Origin of the sequence: Neisseria sp. P0024.S006 (assembly GCF_051956595.1) — a bacterium.
Classification (GTDB): domain Bacteria; phylum Pseudomonadota; class Gammaproteobacteria; order Burkholderiales; family Neisseriaceae; genus Neisseria.
In genome coordinates this window covers 556,363-574,320 of sequence record NZ_JBQCXH010000001.1, presented here as the reverse complement: position 1 = coordinate 574,320, position 17,958 = coordinate 556,363, and the positions used below count along the sequence as shown (strand labels likewise).

Sequence of the window (17,958 nt, the reverse complement as noted above, 5' to 3'; positions counted from 1 at the left end):
ATTTCATATGTCGGATAAAACCAATGACCCAAGCAAGCAAAAAATCCAACAAATCCATTGAACCCAATATCGCTGACCTTGCCAACGGCTGGCTGAAATCCTACAAGCTCGATTACAGACTTGAACAAGCAAGTCTAAATACTGAAATCGACAAAGCCTTAGACGACTATTATTCCAAAAATGGTGGCATTGGCGGAAACCGTCCCGATGTGAAGCTATTGTTACAAAGTAGTAAAAACGGGCGTTACTACCCCGTGCTTATCGAATATAAAGGTCATAAAGACAAGCTGGAAAAACTCGATGCTGATGGTAATGTCGAAAACCGCAACGCTAAAAACGAGCCAATTTTCAAAAACATCAACGGCTATGCCGTAAACGGCGCGGTACATTACGCCAACGCCGTACTACACCATACCAGTTACACTGACATCATCGCCGTCGGCATGACGGGCTACAAAGACGAGCAGGGAGAAATTCGTTATGAAATCGGCGTGTATTATGTGTCTAAAAGCAATTTAGGCGTAGGGCAACGTGTCGGCGATTTTAATGACTTTTCATTTCTAGCAGCAGAACACTTTGAAGATTTCATCAGCCAAGTCGAAGAACTCTCGCTAACGCCCGAAGAATTGGACAGGCTCAAAGAAAAGCGTGAAAAAGAAATCGATGCCAGCCTGACCAAACTCAACAACGACATCTACCAAAACGAAAAAGGCCTAGGCGAAAACGACCGTGTCTATCTCGTTGCCGCCGCCATCATCGCCACCATCGGTATACCCGGAAAAGTTGCGCCGCTGGAAAAATCCGACCTCAAATCATCAAACGAACGCGGCTGGCGAGACGGCGACATCCTTGTGCGCAAAATCGAGTCTTTCTTGGAAGAAAAAGCCCTACCCAAAGAAAAGAAAGAGATGATTTTACGCACATTGTCCAATACCCTTCTAACCGAAAACATCAACAAAGTTCATAGTGGCGAAACCCAATTAAAACGTGTCTTTACCAAAATTGTCGATGACTTGGGTATCTACTACAAAATCGGGCTGACTACCGATTTTACTGGCAAGCTCTTTAACGAAATGTACTCATGGCTGGGCTTTACTCAAGATAAGCTCAACGATGTGGTGCTGACCCCGTCTTATGTCGCCACATTACTTGCCAAACTTGCCCGTGTTAATAAAGATTCCTATGTTTGGGACTTCGCCACAGGCTCAGCCGGGCTTTTGGTCGCCGCCATGAATGAAATGCTGATAGATGCCAAAAACAGTATCAGCTCGCCCGAAGAACTCCGCAAAAAAGAAGCCCAAATCAAAGCTGAACAGCTTTTGGGTTTAGAATTACTTTCCAGCGTCTATATGCTTGCTATTTTGAATATGATTCTGATGGGCGACGGCAGTTCCAACATCTTAAACAAAGACTCGTTGACCGATTTTGACGGCAAATACGGTTTCGGTAAAACCGACCACAAATTCCCCGCCGATGCCTTTATCCTCAATCCCCCGTATTCCGCCAGCGGCAACGGCATGAACTTTGTCGAACGTGCCCTCAGCATGATGAAAAAAGGCTACGCCGCCATCATCATCCAAAATTCCGCAGGCTCAGGAAAAGCCCGTGAAATCAACAAGCGGATTCTGCAAAACAATACTCTGCTTGCTAGCATAAAAATGCCTCTTGATTTATTTATTGGTAAATCCAGCGTACAGACCAATATTTACGTCTTCAAAGTCGGCGAGGCGCATGAAAAAGACGAAACCGTCAAATTCATCGACTTTTCAGACGACGGCTACACCCGCACCAACCGCAAAAAAGCCAGCAACAATTTGAAAGACACGGGTAATGCGCGCGGACGCTATGAAGAACTGGTGCAACTGGTGCGTTTCGGCAAAAAGAAACTCAACATATTTAGTGAAAAAGAATACTATGAAGGCACCATCGACCCGAAAAACGGCGCAGACTGGAACCAAACCGCCCCGATAGACACCCGTCCGACGCTGGACGATTTCAAAAAAACAGTCAGCGATTATTTGGCTTGGGAAGTTTCCAACTTGTTAAAACGTGGAAGCGGACAGAACGACACGCTGGGAAAGTAGATGCCCGCTTGACTGAGATGTTGGAATCGGTTGAGTGGGATAATTTTACGTTAAGTCAGATTTTTAACAGAATTGAACAAGGGAGAAGGCTGAAAAAAGACGACCAAATTCTAGGGGAAATCCCTTTTGTAATGGCAGGTGTAACGAATACAGGGGTGGTTAATTACATTTCAAATCCTGTTGCGAGTTTCCCAGCCAATTCAATTACAGTAGATATTTTCGGAAATGCGTTTTATCGGAGTTATGCTTTTGGAGCAGGCGATGATACGGGTGTTTATTGGAATGATGAAATTGAATATTCGCCGAGAGCAATGATTTTTTTGACTTCGGTTATTTCAAAATCCTTGTTAGGAAAGTATTCATACGGTTCTAAATTGAGAAGTTCACAAAGTTTTGGTTTTAAAATACGATTACCTGTCCAAAACGGTCAAATAAACCTTGACTTTATGGAAAAATTCGTAGCCGAGCTGGAAGCTCGGCGTACCGCCGAGCTGGAAGCTCGGCGTACCGCCGAGCTGGAAGCCTACCTTTCAGCCGCAGGCCTGAAAGACTACACGCTGACGGCTGACGAAGAACGGGCGTTTGCAGATTTTGGACAACAGCAATGGAGAAGGTTCAATCTACACACTTTATTTGGAAAAGCCACACGTGGCAAACGCCTGAAAAGCGATGACAGAATTTCAGGCTGCCTACCATTTGTTACCGCAGGCGAAGCGGATACGGGCATTTCCGCCTTTATCGGTAATCCAGTTCACCGTTTCAAAGCCAATACGGTTACGATAGATATGTTTGGCTCGGCAAAATACCGTAATTACGAATATGGCGCAGACGACCATGTAGCAGTCGTGCATACCGATGAATTGGAAAAAATGGCGGTGTTGTTCATTACTTCTGCCATCCATAAGGCGGCATATACGGGGGAATTTCATTACGGACGGAATTTTTATGCCAAAGATGCCGATGACCTGATGATTAATTTACCCGTAAAAGATGGCGAACCTGACTACGCTTATATGCAAACCCTGATTTCCGCCGTACAAAAACAAGTCATCAAAGATGTGGTACGCTATGCCGATGAAAAAATCTCTGCCACCCAAACGGTAATAGCAAGGTAAACCCATTTAAAATTGAAGGCCGTCTGAATGCGAAAACCGATTTTCAGACGGCCTTTTGATTTGTTCCCAACCTCACAAACCCTTAAAAATCAGCTATAATGCCCAACTATTTGATTTTCGCTTATCCCATATTGAAATGGCACAAAAAATTCAATCTGTAAAAGGCATGAACGACCTTTTACCTGTCGAACAAAAAGATTTCAAACTGACGGCTGCGTTTTGGCAGGCGTTTGAAGATACGGTTAGTCGTTGGACACGCGCTTACGGCTATCAGCAAATCCGTACGCCGATTGTCGAGCAAACCGGTTTGTTTGTCCGCTCCATCGGCGAGGAAACCGATGTGGTCGGCAAGGAAATGTACACCTTCTCCGACTCAAACGATTCTTTGAGTTTGAGCCTGCGTCCTGAAGGTACGGCTTCTTGTCTGCGTGCGGTGGTCGAACACAACCTTCTGTACAACAGCCCGCAAAAGCTGTGGTATATGGGGCCGATGTTCCGTCGCGAGCGTCCGCAAAAAGGCCGTTATCGTCAGTTCCATCAGGTCGGTATCGAGGCTTTGGGTTTTGAAGGGCCGGATATTGATGCGGAAATCATCGCGATGTCTGCCGACTTATGGGAAAAATTGGGTATTCGCGAATACCTGACTTTGGAAATCAACAGCCTGGGCAACCGTGAGGAACGCGCGGCACACCGTGCGGCATTGGTTGAATATTTGACCCGCTATGAAGCGCAACTGGACGAAGACAGCAAACGCCGTCTGAAAACCAATCCTTTGCGCGTTTTGGATACGAAAAACCCTGATTTGCAGGAAATCTGCAATGCGGCGCCGCGTTTGGTGGATTACTTGGGCGAGGCTTCGCAAAACCACTATGCACGCTTCAAGGCGATGTTGGACGGTTTGGGTATCCAATATGTTGAAAATCCGCGCTTGGTACGCGGTTTGGATTATTACAATCAGACGGTTTTTGAGTGGACGACCGACAAACTCGGCGCGCAGGCGACTGTGTGCGGTGGCGGCCGTTACGATGGTTTGATTGAAGAACTTGGCGGCAAACCTGCGCCGTCTATCGGCTTTGCGATGGGTATTGAGCGCCTGCTGCTTTTGGTGAGCGAATACGGCTCGTTGGAAGTGAACGCTGCGCCTGATGTCTATGCAATGCACCAAGGCGAAGGTGCGGATTTGCAGGTGATGAAATACGCGCAAGCCTTGCGCGCACAAGGTTTTAATGTAATGCAGCATTCCGGCTATCAAAGCTTGAAGGCGCAAATGAAAAAAGCAGACAACAGTGGCGCACGCTTTGCCCTGATTGTGGCTCAGGATGAGCTGGCAAACGGTACGGTTACCCTGAAAGATATGCAGGGCAAACATGAACAGAAAACCGTTGCCGCCGCTGATTTGACAGACACTTTACAACAATGGAAGAACGCATAAATGGCAGCCCATTTGGAAGAACAACAAGAGTTAGACAACTTTAAATATTTTTGGAAACGCACCGGCCGTTGGATCTTTGCCTTGCTGATCGTGGCGGCTTTGGGGTATTTGGGTTACACCATTTACCAAGGCCAAAAAGCTTCAAAAGATCAGGAAGCAGCAGCCGTATTGGCGCAAATGGTGGAAAAGGCGCAGCAAAAAACTGACCAAAAAGCCATCAACGCCGATTTGGCCGAATTGCAAAAAAACTATCCTGATTCCATTTCGACAGCCCAAGCTACGTTGATGGTAGCGGCGACCGAGTTTGATGCCGGCCGTTATGATGTGGCGGAAGGTCATTTGAATTGGGTGCTGAAAAACCAAAACGCACCGCTGGTTCAAGCTTTGGCGGCGCAGCGTTTGGGCGTCGTCCTCTTGCAGCAGAAAAAATACGATGCCGCCATCAATGCCCTGAATACTCAGGTTGAGGCTGATTTCGAACCTTTAATGCTGGAAACCAAAGGCGATGTTTACGTTGCCCAAAATAAAACCAAAGAAGCCGTACAAAGTTACGAAGCTGCTTTGAGCAAATTGCCGCAAACCGCAGTAGGCCGCGAATTGCTGCAAATGAAAATCGACAGCTTGAAATAAGTTTGTTTGAAATCAAGGCCGTCTGAAGTTGCCATGACTTTTCAGACGGCCTACACTTATCCTTATCAACCGTGTTTTTAAAACACCTGCTTGTGTTCCGCTCCCGATTTTAGGCGGCACTTGACACAGAAAGACTCCATCATGAAACCAACCATCGCGCTTGTCGGCCGCCCCAATGTCGGCAAATCTACTTTATTCAACCGTTTGACGCGCACCAAAGACGCGCTCGTGCATGACTTGCCCGGCCTGACGCGTGACCGCCATTACGGTCATGGCAAAGTCGGCAGCAAACCTTATTTGGTCATCGATACCGGCGGTTTTGAGCCGGTTGTGGACAGCGGCATTTTGCACGAAATGGCAAAACAGACCTTGCAGGCTGTTGATGAAGCCGATGCAGTGGTGTTTTTAGTGGACGGCCGTACCGGCTTGACCCCGCAAGATAAAATTATTGCCGACCGTTTGCGCCAAAGCCCGCGTCCTGTTTATTTGGCCGTGAATAAAGGCGAGGGCGGCAATAGGGCCGTGCTTGCTGCCGAGTTCTACGAACTTGCCCTGGGAGACCCTTATGTTATTTCAGGTGCGCACGGCGATGGCGTGTATTATCTGATTGAAGATATTTTGGAAACCTTCCCCGAGCCTGAAAAGGAAGAGGAAGAAGCGAAACATCCTGTTTTTGCTGTAATCGGCCGTCCAAATGTCGGTAAATCGACCTTGGTAAACGCCATCCTCGGCGAAGAACGTGTGATTGCCTTCGATATGGCAGGCACGACGCGTGACAGTATCCATATCGATTTTGAACGCGACGGTAAACCGTTTACCATCATCGATACCGCAGGTGTACGCCGTCGTGGCAAAGTGGATGAAGCAGTGGAAAAGTTCTCCGTTATCAAAGCCATGCAGGCGGTTGAGGCGGCAAACGTTGCTGTTTTGGTGTTGGATGCGCAACAAGATATCGCCGACCAAGATGCGACGATTGCAGGTTTCGCTTTGGAAGCAGGCCGTGCTTTGGTGGTGGCGGTCAATAAATGGGATGGCATCAGCGAAGAGCGGCGCGAGCAAGTGAAACGCGATATCAACCGCAAACTGTATTTCCTTGATTTTGCTAAGTTCCACTTTATTTCTGCGTTGAAAGAGCGCGGTATAGACGGTTTGTTTGAAAGCATTCAGGCTGCCTACAATGCTGCGATGATTAAGATGCCGACGCCGAAAATCACGCGCGTATTGCAAAGTGCGATCGAGCGTCAACAGCCGCCGCGTGCTGGCTTGGTGCGTCCGAAAATGCGCTATGCCCACCAAGGTGGCATGAACCCGCCGGTAATTGTGGTACACGGCAATTCGCTGCACGCCATTTCAGACAGCTACACGCGCTATTTGACCCAAACGTTCCGCAAAGCCTTTAATCTGCAAGGCACGCCGCTCAGAATTCAATATAATGTTTCGGAAAACCCGTATGAAAATGCGGAAGACAAACCGAAGAAAAAAACGCTGCGCCGTGTCAGCCTGAGCAACCGTATCGAGAAACGCGAAGGCCGCAAGGAAGAGAAAAACCGCTTCAAGAAAAAAACCAAAGTCAGCGTAAAAAAACAATTCAGCAAATAAGTATAAAGGCCAAAGGCCGTCTGAACGATTTCAGACGGCCTTTTATGATGGAATGTAAGTTATTCATGTTTCATGATATTTATCGATTGGATTTACTGGAATCAAAATACATAAAATCGGGATTGGGAAGGGGTGTAAAGATGAAAATGAAACAGTCGGTTTGTCGGGAATTTCCCTTATTGCTGGATTCCTAAACGGTGTGATAGAAAAAAATAGTTGGTAATTTATTCTATTCGGGGCTACAATCCCATCAAACGCCGATTTTGGCGTCTTTACAATCATAATAATGGAGCTCAAGAATATGACAGCTAAAGGACAAATGTTACAAGATCCTTTTTTGAATGCGTTGCGTAAAGAGCACGTTCCGGTTTCAATCTACTTGGTAAACGGCATCAAGCTGCAAGGCCAAGTGGAATCATTCGACCAGTACGTTGTTCTGCTGCGTAATACTTCCGTCACTCAAATGGTTTACAAACACGCTATCTCAACAATCGTTCCTGCACGCGCAGTCAGCCTGCAACACGAAAACAAACAACCTCAAGCCGCTGCCGCAGCTGCTCCGGTTCAAGTTGAGACTGTGCAACAACCTGCCGAATAAATGATGTAACGCATTCCTGTTTTTCAATACCTTACCGCTTTTGCGGTAGGGTATTTTTATTTTCAGACGACCTTTATCATGCTGCTTGAAAACATTCTTCCCTTTGCCCACTCCCTGTTACGACAAGCCTTAAAAGCAGGCGGCCGCGCTTTGGATGCGACGGCCGGAAACGGACATGATACTTTGCTGTTGGCACAATTGGTTGGCGAAACGGGTAGAGTGTGGGCGTTTGATGTGCAATCTAAAGCACTGGCACAGACTCAAGGCCGTCTGAAAGAAAACGGTGTAGATGGCCGGGTAGCCCTGATACATGATGGCCATGAAAACCTTTTGTCTTATATCGACGAGCCTTTAGATGCCGCAGTATTTAATTTCGGTTGGCTGCCGGGCGGCGATAAAAGTTGTACGACTGAAGCAGCAAGCAGCATCCGTGCGCTGACGGATACTTTGGGTTTACTGAAAGAGGGCGGCCTTGCCGTGGCGGTATTGTATCCGGGGCATGAAGCCGGCCGAATAGAAGCTGAGGCGATTGTGCAATGGGCGGAAACTTTGCCGCAGGAAGCTTTTGCCGTATTACGCTATGGCTTTGTCAACCGCCGCAATGCGCCGCCCTATCTGCTGGCGGTTGAAAAGTTGCGTCAGAAATAGATGTTTGCGGTAAAATAGCCGCTTTCATTCCTTCTACCGACAAGAAACTGTTATGCAATACCTGTTCGTCAAATACAGCCACCAGATTTTTGTAACCATTACCATTTTGCTGTTTAACATCCGCTTTTTCATGCTTTGGCGGCATCCTGAAAAACCATTGGCAGGCATTTGGAAAGCCATGCCGCATTTGAACGACACTATGTTGCTGTTTACCGGCTTGTGGCTGATGAAGATTACCCATTTTTCGCCGTTCAATGCGCCGTGGCTCGGCATGAAAATCCTGCTGTTGCTGGTTTATATTGTGTTAGGCATGATCATGATGCGTTCGCGTCCGCGTTCACCGAAATTTTATATCGTCTATATTTTGGCCATGTCGTGTGTTGCCACGATTGTTTTCCTTGCCAAAACCAAAACGCTGCCGTTTTAAAAGAGGCCGTCTGAAATGTATCCGCATTTAGCCGTTGTCGCTTTGGGCAGTAATCTTGCCAATCCTGCCGAACAGGTTCGCGCCGCTTTGGCCGAATTGGACGCGCATCCGCATATCCGGCTCGAAAAGGTTTCTTCCCTGTATCTGACTGCGCCGGTCGGCTATGACAATCAGCCCGATTTTGTGAACGCCGTGTGTGCCGTGAAAACTTCATTGGACGGCGTGGCGCTGTTGGCAGAGTTAAACCGCATCGAGGCGGAATTTGGTCGAGAGCGTAGCTTCCGTAATGCGCCGCGCACCTTGGATTTGGACATCATCGATTTTGACGGTATCCGCAGCGATGACCCGCATCTGACCTTGCCGCATCCGCGTGCGCATGAGCGCAGTTTTGTGATGTTGCCGCTGGTAGAAATCCTTCCGGATTTCGAGTTGGGCGAGCATGGCCGTGCGGCTGATTTGGCTCAGGCTTTGGGCGGGCAGGGGATTCGCCTGTTGAAAGAATAAAGGCCGTCTGAAAAACAGGCTGAAACAAGAAAGGGCGTGTTGGACACGCCTTTTTTGCTATAAAATATTGTTGGGAAACACATTATAAAGAGTTACTATGAATCCTCGTTATATTGTTGTCGAAGGCGCCATCGGTAGCGGCAAGACCGCTTTGAGCCGCCGCTTGGCAGAGCATTTCAGCGCGTTGCTGTTATCGGAGAATCCGGATCACAATCCGTTTCTCATGAAGTTTTACAGCAATGTTTCCAATAATGGCCTGGCCGCCGAGCTTTTCTTCCTGACGCGCCGCGCTGAAAGCGTGAATATTATTGAAGACCATTGTGCGCAAGGTGGAATGGTTGTGGCTGATTTTCTGCCGGAAAAAGACCGCATTTTTACGCCCATCGTTTTGAATGATGACGAGTGGCAGCTTTTTGCCGATATAAAGCAACGCATTCTGCCGCAATACGCGGAACCTGATGTGGTAATTTATCTGCAAACCGCTGTCGAAAACAACCGCAAACGCCTGCAAAAACGTCAAGAGGGTATCATCAGCTTGTTTCCCGAAGGCTATTTGGGACGGGTGCATGACGAATACAGCCATTTCTTCCATTTGTATCAAAGCGCGCCTTTGCTGACCGTCAATGCCGATGAGTTGGATTTGGCCGGCAATGACGACCACTTCCAGCTTTTGTTGCGCGCATTGGAAGATTTTCAAGGTACGCGCAGTTATTTGAATTTAAGCGAAAAATAAACGCAGGCTAGGTTTAGGCCGTCTGAAAGGAATAATATGTCGAAATATCAATTCACACTCCCATCTTCTTCCGGCAGCGATTTTAACTCCGCCGAACATTTGCCGTTGGTTGTCTATTTTTATCCTAAAGACAGCACGCCTGGCTGTACCACCGAAGGCTTGGATTTCAATGCCCGATTGGAACAATTCAAAGCATTGGGCTATACCGTTGTCGGCATTTCGCGCGACGGCGTGAAATCGCATCAGAATTTCTGCGCCAAACAAGGCTTCCAGTTTGAATTGTTGAGCGATAAAGAAGAAACCGTCTGCAAACTGTTTGACGTGATCAAGCTGAAAAAGCTTTACGGCAAAGAATCCCTCGGCATCGAGCGCAGCACGTTTGTGCTGGACAAAAACGGCGAAATCGCCCATGAGTGGCGCAAAGTCAAAGTAGCCGGACACGCGCAGGAAGTTTTGGATACAATCTCTCAAGCCTCTTAATAGGGCTTTGAAAACCTAAGGCCGTCTGAACGAATGTAAAGCCATGTCGTTCAGACGGCCTTTCAATCAGTTTGATGAATATGGACGATTTAATAGACAAGCTGCTTGAATCCCTTTGGCTGCAAGACAGGCTCAGCCACAATACGCTGCAAAGTTACCGCCGTGATTTGGTCAAAGTCGCCGCGCGGTTGGCCGAGGGTGGGCAGGATTGGTTGAGTGCCGATGAATTTGCTCTGTCTGATGCCGTGTATGCGGAAGGGGAAAAAAATACGTCCCAAGCGCGGGCATTGTCGGCTTGCAAGCGTATGTACGGCTGGTTGGAAGAAACAGGCCAAAGAGCAGACAATCCCACCCGTTTTCTCAAGGCGCCGAAATCTGAACGCAAACTGCCCACGCTGATTACCGAAGCCCAAATCGACGCGCTGCTGGCTGCACCGGATGTGGAAACGCCGCACGGGCTGCGCAACAAAGCCTTGCTCGAAGTCATGTATGCAACAGGTTTGCGCGTGACCGAAGCCGTCAAATTGACACTCAGCGATATCGATTTACATCGCGGCAGTATCCGTACCATAGGCAAGGGCGACAAATTGCGTCTGGTTCCGTTGGGACAGGAAGCGGCATATTGGGTGGAACGCTATTGCAACGAATCGCGCCCATTGTTGCTGAAAAACAAAATCTGCGACGAAGTGTTTGTCAGCCAGAAACGCAGCGGTATCAGCCGTCAGCTTGCATGGATGATAGTCAAAGAATATGCCGAAGCGGCCGGTATTGCTTCGCTCAGTCCGCACGGCTTGCGCCATGCTTTTGCCACGCATTTGGTCAATCACGGCGTCGATTTGCGTTCGGTCCAGATGATGTTGGGACATTCCGACATCAATACCACGCAGATTTATACCCATGTTGCCAATATCCGTTTGAAAAACATGGTTGATGAACACCATTCCCGTTCATAAATAAAGGCGGCATCTCGAAGATGCCGCTTTTTGTTATCGAGGCCGTCTGAACGGTTATAAAGTTTATTATTTATAAAATAACAATCAAAATACAAATTTACATAGAAAAATTTCAAAACAAAAGGACAGTGCCAATATTGCAATGCAAACCGTTTTTATTTATATTTACGTTCAAGAATAAATCCTACTCTCAATTACAGAGGGTAACAAAATTATTGGAGCACATCATGTTTGTCTGCATCTGCAACGCCATTACTGACCACGACATCAAAGAGACCATCGCCGCCGGTGCAACCACCATGAGCGATTTGCAGGCTCAATTAGGTGTGGCGACTTGTTGCGGTTGCTGCGGCGAATTGGCAGCGTCATTTTTGACTGCAAGCAGTGCCCAAAATACCGTGACTGCCGGTATCAACGTTCAGTCTTAATTTCAGAATACACACAAAGGCCGTCTGAAGGCGTGACAGAAATCCTTGATTTCGTTTCGCGCCTATTCAGACGGCCTTTGTCATGCCTGTATGGTTTGGAAGCATTTTGCTATACAATGGCCGCTTTTGTCCCTCCGAGAGTAACCGCCATGAAACTGACCTTGATGTTTCGGGAATATTGCAGCCTGTGCCACAAAATGCGTGAACAATTAAAGCCTTATCAGGAGCAGTTTGGATTTGAGCTGGATATTGTCGATGTTGATGAAGATCCGGTTTTAGAAGAAAAGTACAATGAGCTGGTACCTGTTTTGCTAGATGGCGATACCGAAATCTGCCATTGGTTTTTGGACGAAGAAAAACTGAAAGCGCATTTGAGCGCGTAACAAACCGTTGACCATATTGTCTTTCAGACGGCCTTTGGCTATTTATGCCGTCTGAACATTGATTTTATTATGACTGAAAAACTTTCTCCCGATGCGCTGATTGAAGCGGCGCTGTTGACGCAAGTCGAACCCTTAAACGAAAAAGCCATGCGCGAATTGTGCGTGCCACCGTTGTCGCAAGACAAGCTGATTGACGTGTTGGCGCAACTGAAGGCCCGCTGGCAGGGCAGGGCTTTGCAACTGGTGCATACCCATGAGGGCTGGCGTTTCCAAATCGCCCAAGCTGCCTTTGAACGACTGGGCAGCCTGCAAGAGCAGCGCGCGCCGCGTTATTCCCGCGCCGTGATGGAAACGCTGGCGATTATTGCCTATCAACAACCGGTCACGCGTGGCGATATCGAAGGCATACGCGGCGTGGCGGTGTCGCAAAATGTCATGCAAACCTTGCAGGATAGGGGCTGGATTGAAGTCATCGGCCACCGTGATTCTGTCGGCCGTCCGGCTTTGTGGGCAACCACGGCAACATTCTTAAGCGATTTGCGTTTGGAAAGTTTGGAAGAATTGCCGCCGCTGACTGAATTGGGCGAGCTGGTGTTGCCTGATTTGATGGAAACGCCGCCGACGGGCGATGAGGAATCTGAAGAAGCAGTTGAATCAGGAAGCAGACTGATTAACTGATTTGAATGTAAAGGCCGTCTGAAATAATTGTGTTTCAGACGGCCTTTATTGTTGTGTAACATCATGATTTTAAATATAATTTTCATTTAACTTAGTAACTTATTGATTTTGTGATATAATTTAGAAATTATTAGAATAAATATCTCTCATTCTGGAATAGTTTGAGAAGGCATACGGAAACGTTTCTTTCTTTATCAATCGGCAGCCCGTTTGTTCTTCAAATATGCGCTGTATCAACTACGGAACCGATATGAAATTCAAACAATTCATTCAAAACAAATCTTCTTTCAACCCAAGCGTGGTCGGTATTACGCTTTTCTTCGTCCTTTTGCTTTTGTCAGCTGCTTTGGTTTGGCCTCAAAATACTGAGGCTTTGTTAAATGCCATGAAGCAGTTTATCTTTCAAAATGTCAGCTGGTTTTATATTCTGACTTTCTCTGTATTCCTTATTTTCTTATTGGCGCTTCCCATCAGCAGCCTCGGCAGTATCAAGTTGGGTACAAACGAGGACGAACCTGAGTTTTCGTTTTTATCATGGCTGGCCATGCTGTTTGCGGCCGGTATGGGCGTGGGCTTGATGTTTTTCGGTGTGGCCGAGCCGTTATCGCATTTTTCTTCCCCGATTGCCAAAGGCAATGCGCAAGAGGCGATTCTGCATACGGTGTTCCACTGGGGGATTCATGCCTGGGCAATCTACGGAATCATTGCGCTTGCCTTGGCGTATTTCGGTTTCCGCTATAAATTGCCGCTGGCGTTGCGCTCATGCTTTTATCCGATTTTAAAAGACAAAATCAACGGCAAAATGGGTGATGCCATCGATGTGATGGCTTTGATTGCGACTTTGTTCGGTATTATCACAACCTTGGGATTTGGCGCGGCACAAATGGGTTCCGGTTTGTTGAAGATGGGCTGGGTGCAGGACAACAGCTATGTCTTGCAGGTCGGCATTATCGTTGTTGTGATGGCGATTGCCATATTTTCCGCAACTTCGGGCGTGGGCAAAGGCGTCAAAATTTTGAGTGAAACCAACTTGGTATTGGCACTGTCATTGCTGTTGTTTGTCTTGTTGAGTATGCCGACGACGTATTTGATTTTCGCATTCAGCGACAATTTGGGCACTTATTTGAGTAACTTCGTTTCGTTCAGCTTTAAGTCATATACCTACGAGCCTGAGCATACAAAATGGTTTACCGGCTGGACGGTGTTGTATTGGGCTTGGTGGTGTTCGTGGTCGCCTTTTGTCGGTTTGTTCATTGCCCGAATTTCGCGAGGCAGAACCATCCGCGAATTTATTTTTGGCGTATTGGCAGTGCCTAGCCTGATGAGTATTTTGTGGTTTACCGTATTTGGCAATTCAGCCTTGTGGCTGGACACGCATGTGGCAAACGGTGCCTTGTCTGCCTTGACCAACGAGCCTGAAAAATTGTTGTTTGCCTTTTTGAATTATTTGCCGTGGCCGGTTGTCAGCAGCTTGGTAGCATTGCTGGTGATTTCGCTGTTTTTTATCACTTCTGCCGACTCGGGCATTTATGTGCTGAACAATATTGCTTCGCGCGATAAAGGGCTGGCTTCGCCCAAGTGGCAATCGGTTATGTGGGGCGTGTTGATTTCGGCTGTGGCTATTGTATTGCTGGGTGCCGGCGGTTTGCCTATCTTGCAAACCATGACCCTGATTGCGTCTCTGCCGTTTGCGGTGTTGATGATTTTTATGATGGTTTCTTTGTGGAAAGCCCTGAACAACGATGCCAACTATTTTGCAACCGCCGTCAATCCGAGCAGTATTTTCTGGTCGGGCGATCATTGGAGGGAACGCCTTGGCCAAATGATGAATCAGACGCAGGAAGTCGATATCATCAAATTTATGAAAAATACGGCGCTTCCGGCAATGCAGGAATTGAAAAACGAATTGACCGAAAAATACAATATGGACGTAGAAATCCGTTGCCTGTTGCAACAGGATGAGCCGTCGGTGGAGCTGGTGGTGCATAAAGGGACGGTAAGGGATTTTGTCTATGGGATTAAATCCGTAAAGCGGGAAATTACCGACCAGTTGATTCGTGAAGACAGCCTGCCTCATTTCAAATATGCAGCAACGTTCATACCGTTGACGTATTTTTCGGATGGGCGCGATGGATACGATGTGCAATATATGACGCAAAAAGAATTGATTGCCGATATGCTCAAGCAGTATGAGCGTTATCTGAACCTGCTTGCAGGAGTAGGGCAGGAATTGATGGGGCATGAACAAGTAGAACTGGCAGAGTAAAATAAATTTAGGCCGTCTGAACATGTAGCAATATTCAGACGGCCTTTTTATTGCCCGCTTAAAAAATAATTTGTTTAAAATAAATATCTTAGATAAATCATAAGAAAAATCTGATTTAAACTATAAAAAACCTTAGTTATAATCAACTTATCTAAAGCTATTCCGCATGAGTGCGGGTGATTTACTAAGGAATACTGCAATGCTGTTGGCACTTTCTTTGCGTGATTTTGTCATTGTTGAAAACCTGAATCTTGATTTTCAAAACGGCTTTACCGTTTTAACGGGCGAAACCGGCGCAGGCAAATCGATTACTCTGGATGCGATTGGCCTGTTGTTGGGCGATAAAGCCGACTACAGCCAAGTGCGCAACGGCGCCAAAGAGGCGCAGTTGTCGGCTTTGTTTGACATCAGCGGTTTGCCCGAACTGAAAGCGCAGCTGCAGGAGCAAGGCCTTTTGGAAGAAGATGCAGAAGAGCTCAGCATCCGCCGTATTATCGATGCCAAGGGCAAAAGCCGCAGTTATATCAATAATCAGGCAGCAACGCTGGCGCAGCTGAAAGCCATTGGCGAGCAGTTAATCGATATTCACGGCCAAAATGCCCATCATTCGTTGAATCAAGAATCTGCGCAACGCGAGTTGTTGGACGCATTTGCCGGCAGCAAAGAGCAGGCGGAAACGGTCAAGCAGCTTTATCAAAATTGGGTCAATGCGAAAAAAGCCCTGCAAGAAGCGCAAGAGCAGGCAGAAACCATGGCCATCGAACGCGAGCGTTTGGAATGGCAGTTTAATGAATTAAACCAATTGGAGCTCAAACCCAACGAATGGGAAACCTTAAGCCAAAGCCACGACAGCCTGGCGCATTCGGCCGAGTTGCTGCAAACCGCCGAGCAGGTGGGCGAAAGCATAGACGGCGACAACGGCATCCAACGTCAAATCTACCAATGCCAAAAACTGCTGGGCAATCTGCAAAACATTGAGCCGCGCTTTGCCGAAAGTCTGAATATGTTGGCAAGTATTGAAGCAGAATTGGGGGAAATCAGTGCTAATATGCGCGATGTGGCCGGCCGCAGCGATATCGATCCGAATGAATTGGCCGCACAAGAAAGCCGTATGGGCGAATTGATGAGCATGGCGCGCAAATACCGCATTGAGCCGGAAGAGCTGCCGCAAAAGTTGGCGGAAATTGACGAGCGCCTGCAAAACCTGCAAGCGGCCGCTGATTTGGAAGCCTTGGAAAATACGGTTGCGCGCAATCTTGCCGAATACCACGAAGCCGCTCACGTTCTCTCCGCCATGCGCCATCAGGCTGCCGGCCGTTTGGGCGAAGAGACCACTGAGCATATGCAGCATTTGGCCATGAAGGGCGCACGTTTTGACATCGTCTTGTTGCCGTCTTCGCCGACCGCGCATGGTCTGGAGCAGGTGCAATTCCAAGTGGCGGCAAATAAAGGCAATCCGTCCCGTCCTTTGAACAAAGTAGCTTCCGGCGGCGAATTGGCGCGTATCAGCTTGGCTTTGCAAGTGGTTGCCAGCCAATACACGCAAGTGCCGACATTGATTTTTGACGAAGTGGATACCGGTATCGGTGGCGGCGTCGCCGAAATGGTCGGTAAAGCTTTACGTGCCTTGGGTAAAAAACATCAAGTCTTGGCGGTAACCCATCTTCCCCAAGTCGCCTCTTGCGGTGAAAACCATTGGCAGGTACGCAAACATAGCGAAGGCGAACAAACCGTCAGCGAAATCAGCGTATTGGATCATCATCAGCGCATTGAGGAAATCGCGCGTATGTTGGGCGGCGAAATCATTACCGATACCACACGCAGCCATGCTGCCGAACTCTTACATCTGGCCGCCGCCTAAAAGTCTTAAGGCCGTCTGAAAATGAAATTCAGACGGCCTTTCCCGTATTTTGCGCCCTTTCAGACAAGCAGAATACAAGGTATGATTATAGCGTCTGTTTATAAGGAAATTTTGATGAAAGTCCTGTTTATCGCCGATCCGATGGCAAGTTTTAAAACCTATAAAGACACTACTTACGCCATGATGCGTGAAATGGCAAAGCGCGGTTGGCAGCTTTTTCATACCTTGAGCGGAGAATTGTCCGTCCGTGAAGGCTGGGTGGTGGCTCAGGCAGCGGCATTTGAGTTTGTCGGTGCGAAGAACGATGACGATCACGAATGGTTTAAAGCAGAGGCAAAAGTTCAGACGGCCTTAAAAGATTTCGATGCGGTCATTATGCGCACTGATCCGCCGTTTGATATGCAATATTTGTACGCAACCCAATTTTTGACATTGGCACAGCAGCAGGGCGCAAAAGTATTTAACAGCGGACAAGCAATGCGCGATTTCAATGAGAAATTGGCTATTTTGAACTTCAGCCAGTTCACCGCCCCCACTTTGGTAACCACGCGTTCTGCCGATGTTCGTGCCTTTTTGAAAGAACACGGCGACATCATCATCAAACCGTTGGACGGCATGGGCGGTATGGGTATTTTCCGCCTGACCGAATCCGATCCCAATATCGGCAGTATCCTTGAAACCCTGATGCAGCTTGATTCACGCACCATCATGGCACAACGCTATATTCCTGAAATCGTACATGGCGACAAGCGCATTTTGATTATCGGCGGGGAAGTTGTTCCGTATGCTTTGGCGCGTATTCCGCAAAACGGTGAAACGCGCGGCAACTTGGCTGCCGGCGGCCGCGGCGTGGCGCAGGAATTGAGCGAGCACGACCGTGAAATTGCAGAAACCCTGGCGCCTGAATTGAAGCGCCGAGGCATCTTGCTTGCCGGTTTGGATGTCATCGGCAACAACCTGACCGAAGTCAATGTAACCAGCCCGACCGGCTTCCAAGAAATCATGAAGCAAAAAGATTTCAACGTTGCCGCTATGTTTGCAGATGCCGTAGCATCTTGGGCAAAACAATAAACCCAAAGGCCGTCTGAAAATTGACCCGACCGTTTCTTTTCAGACGGCCTTTTTATGTTGAGAATATG

18 protein-coding genes are annotated in these 17,958 nt (G+C 47.8%); all 18 read left to right on the top strand.

What is annotated here, in order from left to right; genetic code table 11:
• Window positions 1-23 precede the first annotated feature (23 nt).
• Entirely contained in the window at window positions 24-2,084 is a 2,061-nt protein-coding gene (locus ACTHUF_RS02790) for an HsdM family class I SAM-dependent methyltransferase (RefSeq protein ID WP_440406974.1), read from the top strand.
• 17 nt (window positions 2,085-2,101) lie between these two features.
• Window positions 2,102-3,199, top strand: a complete 1,098-nt coding sequence (locus ACTHUF_RS02785; protein ID WP_440407115.1) for a restriction endonuclease subunit S — start codon at window positions 2,102-2,104, stop codon at window positions 3,197-3,199.
• 136 nt (window positions 3,200-3,335) lie between these two features.
• Window positions 3,336-4,631: a histidine--tRNA ligase gene (gene hisS, locus ACTHUF_RS02780; protein ID WP_107858089.1), complete on the top strand. Its 1,296-nt coding sequence runs from the start codon at window positions 3,336-3,338 to the stop codon at window positions 4,629-4,631.
• Entirely contained in the window at window positions 4,632-5,261 is a 630-nt protein-coding gene (locus ACTHUF_RS02775) for a YfgM family protein (protein WP_219089580.1), read from the top strand.
• A gap of 141 nt (window positions 5,262-5,402) precedes the next feature.
• Window positions 5,403-6,860, top strand: coding sequence for a ribosome biogenesis GTPase Der (gene der / locus ACTHUF_RS02770; protein WP_315093911.1), 1,458 nt, complete (start codon window positions 5,403-5,405; stop codon window positions 6,858-6,860).
• A 301-nt stretch (window positions 6,861-7,161) separates the two neighbouring features.
• Window positions 7,162-7,458: an RNA chaperone Hfq gene (gene hfq / locus ACTHUF_RS02765; RefSeq protein WP_036493792.1), complete on the top strand. Its 297-nt coding sequence runs from the start codon at window positions 7,162-7,164 to the stop codon at window positions 7,456-7,458.
• A gap of 78 nt (window positions 7,459-7,536) precedes the next feature.
• Window positions 7,537-8,106: a class I SAM-dependent methyltransferase gene (locus ACTHUF_RS02760; RefSeq protein WP_315093912.1), complete on the top strand. Its 570-nt coding sequence runs from the start codon at window positions 7,537-7,539 to the stop codon at window positions 8,104-8,106.
• A 52-nt stretch (window positions 8,107-8,158) separates the two neighbouring features.
• On the top strand, window positions 8,159-8,533 hold the full coding sequence (locus ACTHUF_RS02755) for a SirB2 family protein (RefSeq protein ID WP_036491806.1): 375 nt from the start codon (window positions 8,159-8,161) through the stop codon (window positions 8,531-8,533).
• A gap of 15 nt (window positions 8,534-8,548) precedes the next feature.
• Window positions 8,549-9,037 (top strand): 2-amino-4-hydroxy-6-hydroxymethyldihydropteridine diphosphokinase, encoded by a 489-nt coding sequence (gene folK / locus ACTHUF_RS02750; protein WP_315093913.1) that lies wholly within the window; start codon window positions 8,549-8,551, stop codon window positions 9,035-9,037.
• A 97-nt stretch (window positions 9,038-9,134) separates the two neighbouring features.
• Window positions 9,135-9,770, top strand: coding sequence for a deoxynucleoside kinase (locus ACTHUF_RS02745; protein WP_315093914.1), 636 nt, complete (start codon window positions 9,135-9,137; stop codon window positions 9,768-9,770).
• A 36-nt stretch (window positions 9,771-9,806) separates the two neighbouring features.
• Window positions 9,807-10,250 carry a peroxiredoxin gene (locus ACTHUF_RS02740; protein WP_003745910.1) on the top strand — a complete coding sequence of 148 codons (444 nt, stop codon included), beginning with the start codon at window positions 9,807-9,809 and terminating at the stop codon, window positions 10,248-10,250.
• 74 nt (window positions 10,251-10,324) lie between these two features.
• Window positions 10,325-11,203 carry a site-specific tyrosine recombinase XerD gene (gene xerD / locus ACTHUF_RS02735; protein WP_440406970.1) on the top strand — a complete coding sequence of 293 codons (879 nt, stop codon included), beginning with the start codon at window positions 10,325-10,327 and terminating at the stop codon, window positions 11,201-11,203.
• Window positions 11,204-11,430: 227 nt separating this feature from the next.
• Window positions 11,431-11,631 (top strand): (2Fe-2S)-binding protein, encoded by a 201-nt coding sequence (locus ACTHUF_RS02730; RefSeq protein ID WP_003681978.1) that lies wholly within the window; start codon window positions 11,431-11,433, stop codon window positions 11,629-11,631.
• A gap of 149 nt (window positions 11,632-11,780) precedes the next feature.
• A complete protein-coding gene (locus tag ACTHUF_RS02725) occupies window positions 11,781-12,014 on the top strand; it encodes a glutaredoxin family protein (RefSeq protein WP_036472354.1) in 234 nt (77 codons plus the stop codon).
• Window positions 12,015-12,083: 69 nt separating this feature from the next.
• Window positions 12,084-12,692, top strand: a complete 609-nt coding sequence (gene scpB / locus ACTHUF_RS02720) for an SMC-Scp complex subunit ScpB (protein WP_315093918.1) — start codon at window positions 12,084-12,086, stop codon at window positions 12,690-12,692.
• A gap of 250 nt (window positions 12,693-12,942) precedes the next feature.
• Window positions 12,943-14,958: a BCCT family transporter gene (locus ACTHUF_RS02715; RefSeq protein ID WP_440406968.1), complete on the top strand. Its 2,016-nt coding sequence runs from the start codon at window positions 12,943-12,945 to the stop codon at window positions 14,956-14,958.
• A 199-nt stretch (window positions 14,959-15,157) separates the two neighbouring features.
• Window positions 15,158-16,819, top strand: a complete 1,662-nt coding sequence (recN, locus tag ACTHUF_RS02710; RefSeq protein ID WP_049344080.1) for a DNA repair protein RecN — start codon at window positions 15,158-15,160, stop codon at window positions 16,817-16,819.
• 114 nt (window positions 16,820-16,933) lie between these two features.
• Window positions 16,934-17,890, top strand: a complete 957-nt coding sequence (gene gshB / locus ACTHUF_RS02705; protein ID WP_049344082.1) for a glutathione synthase — start codon at window positions 16,934-16,936, stop codon at window positions 17,888-17,890.
• Window positions 17,891-17,958 lie beyond the last annotated feature (68 nt).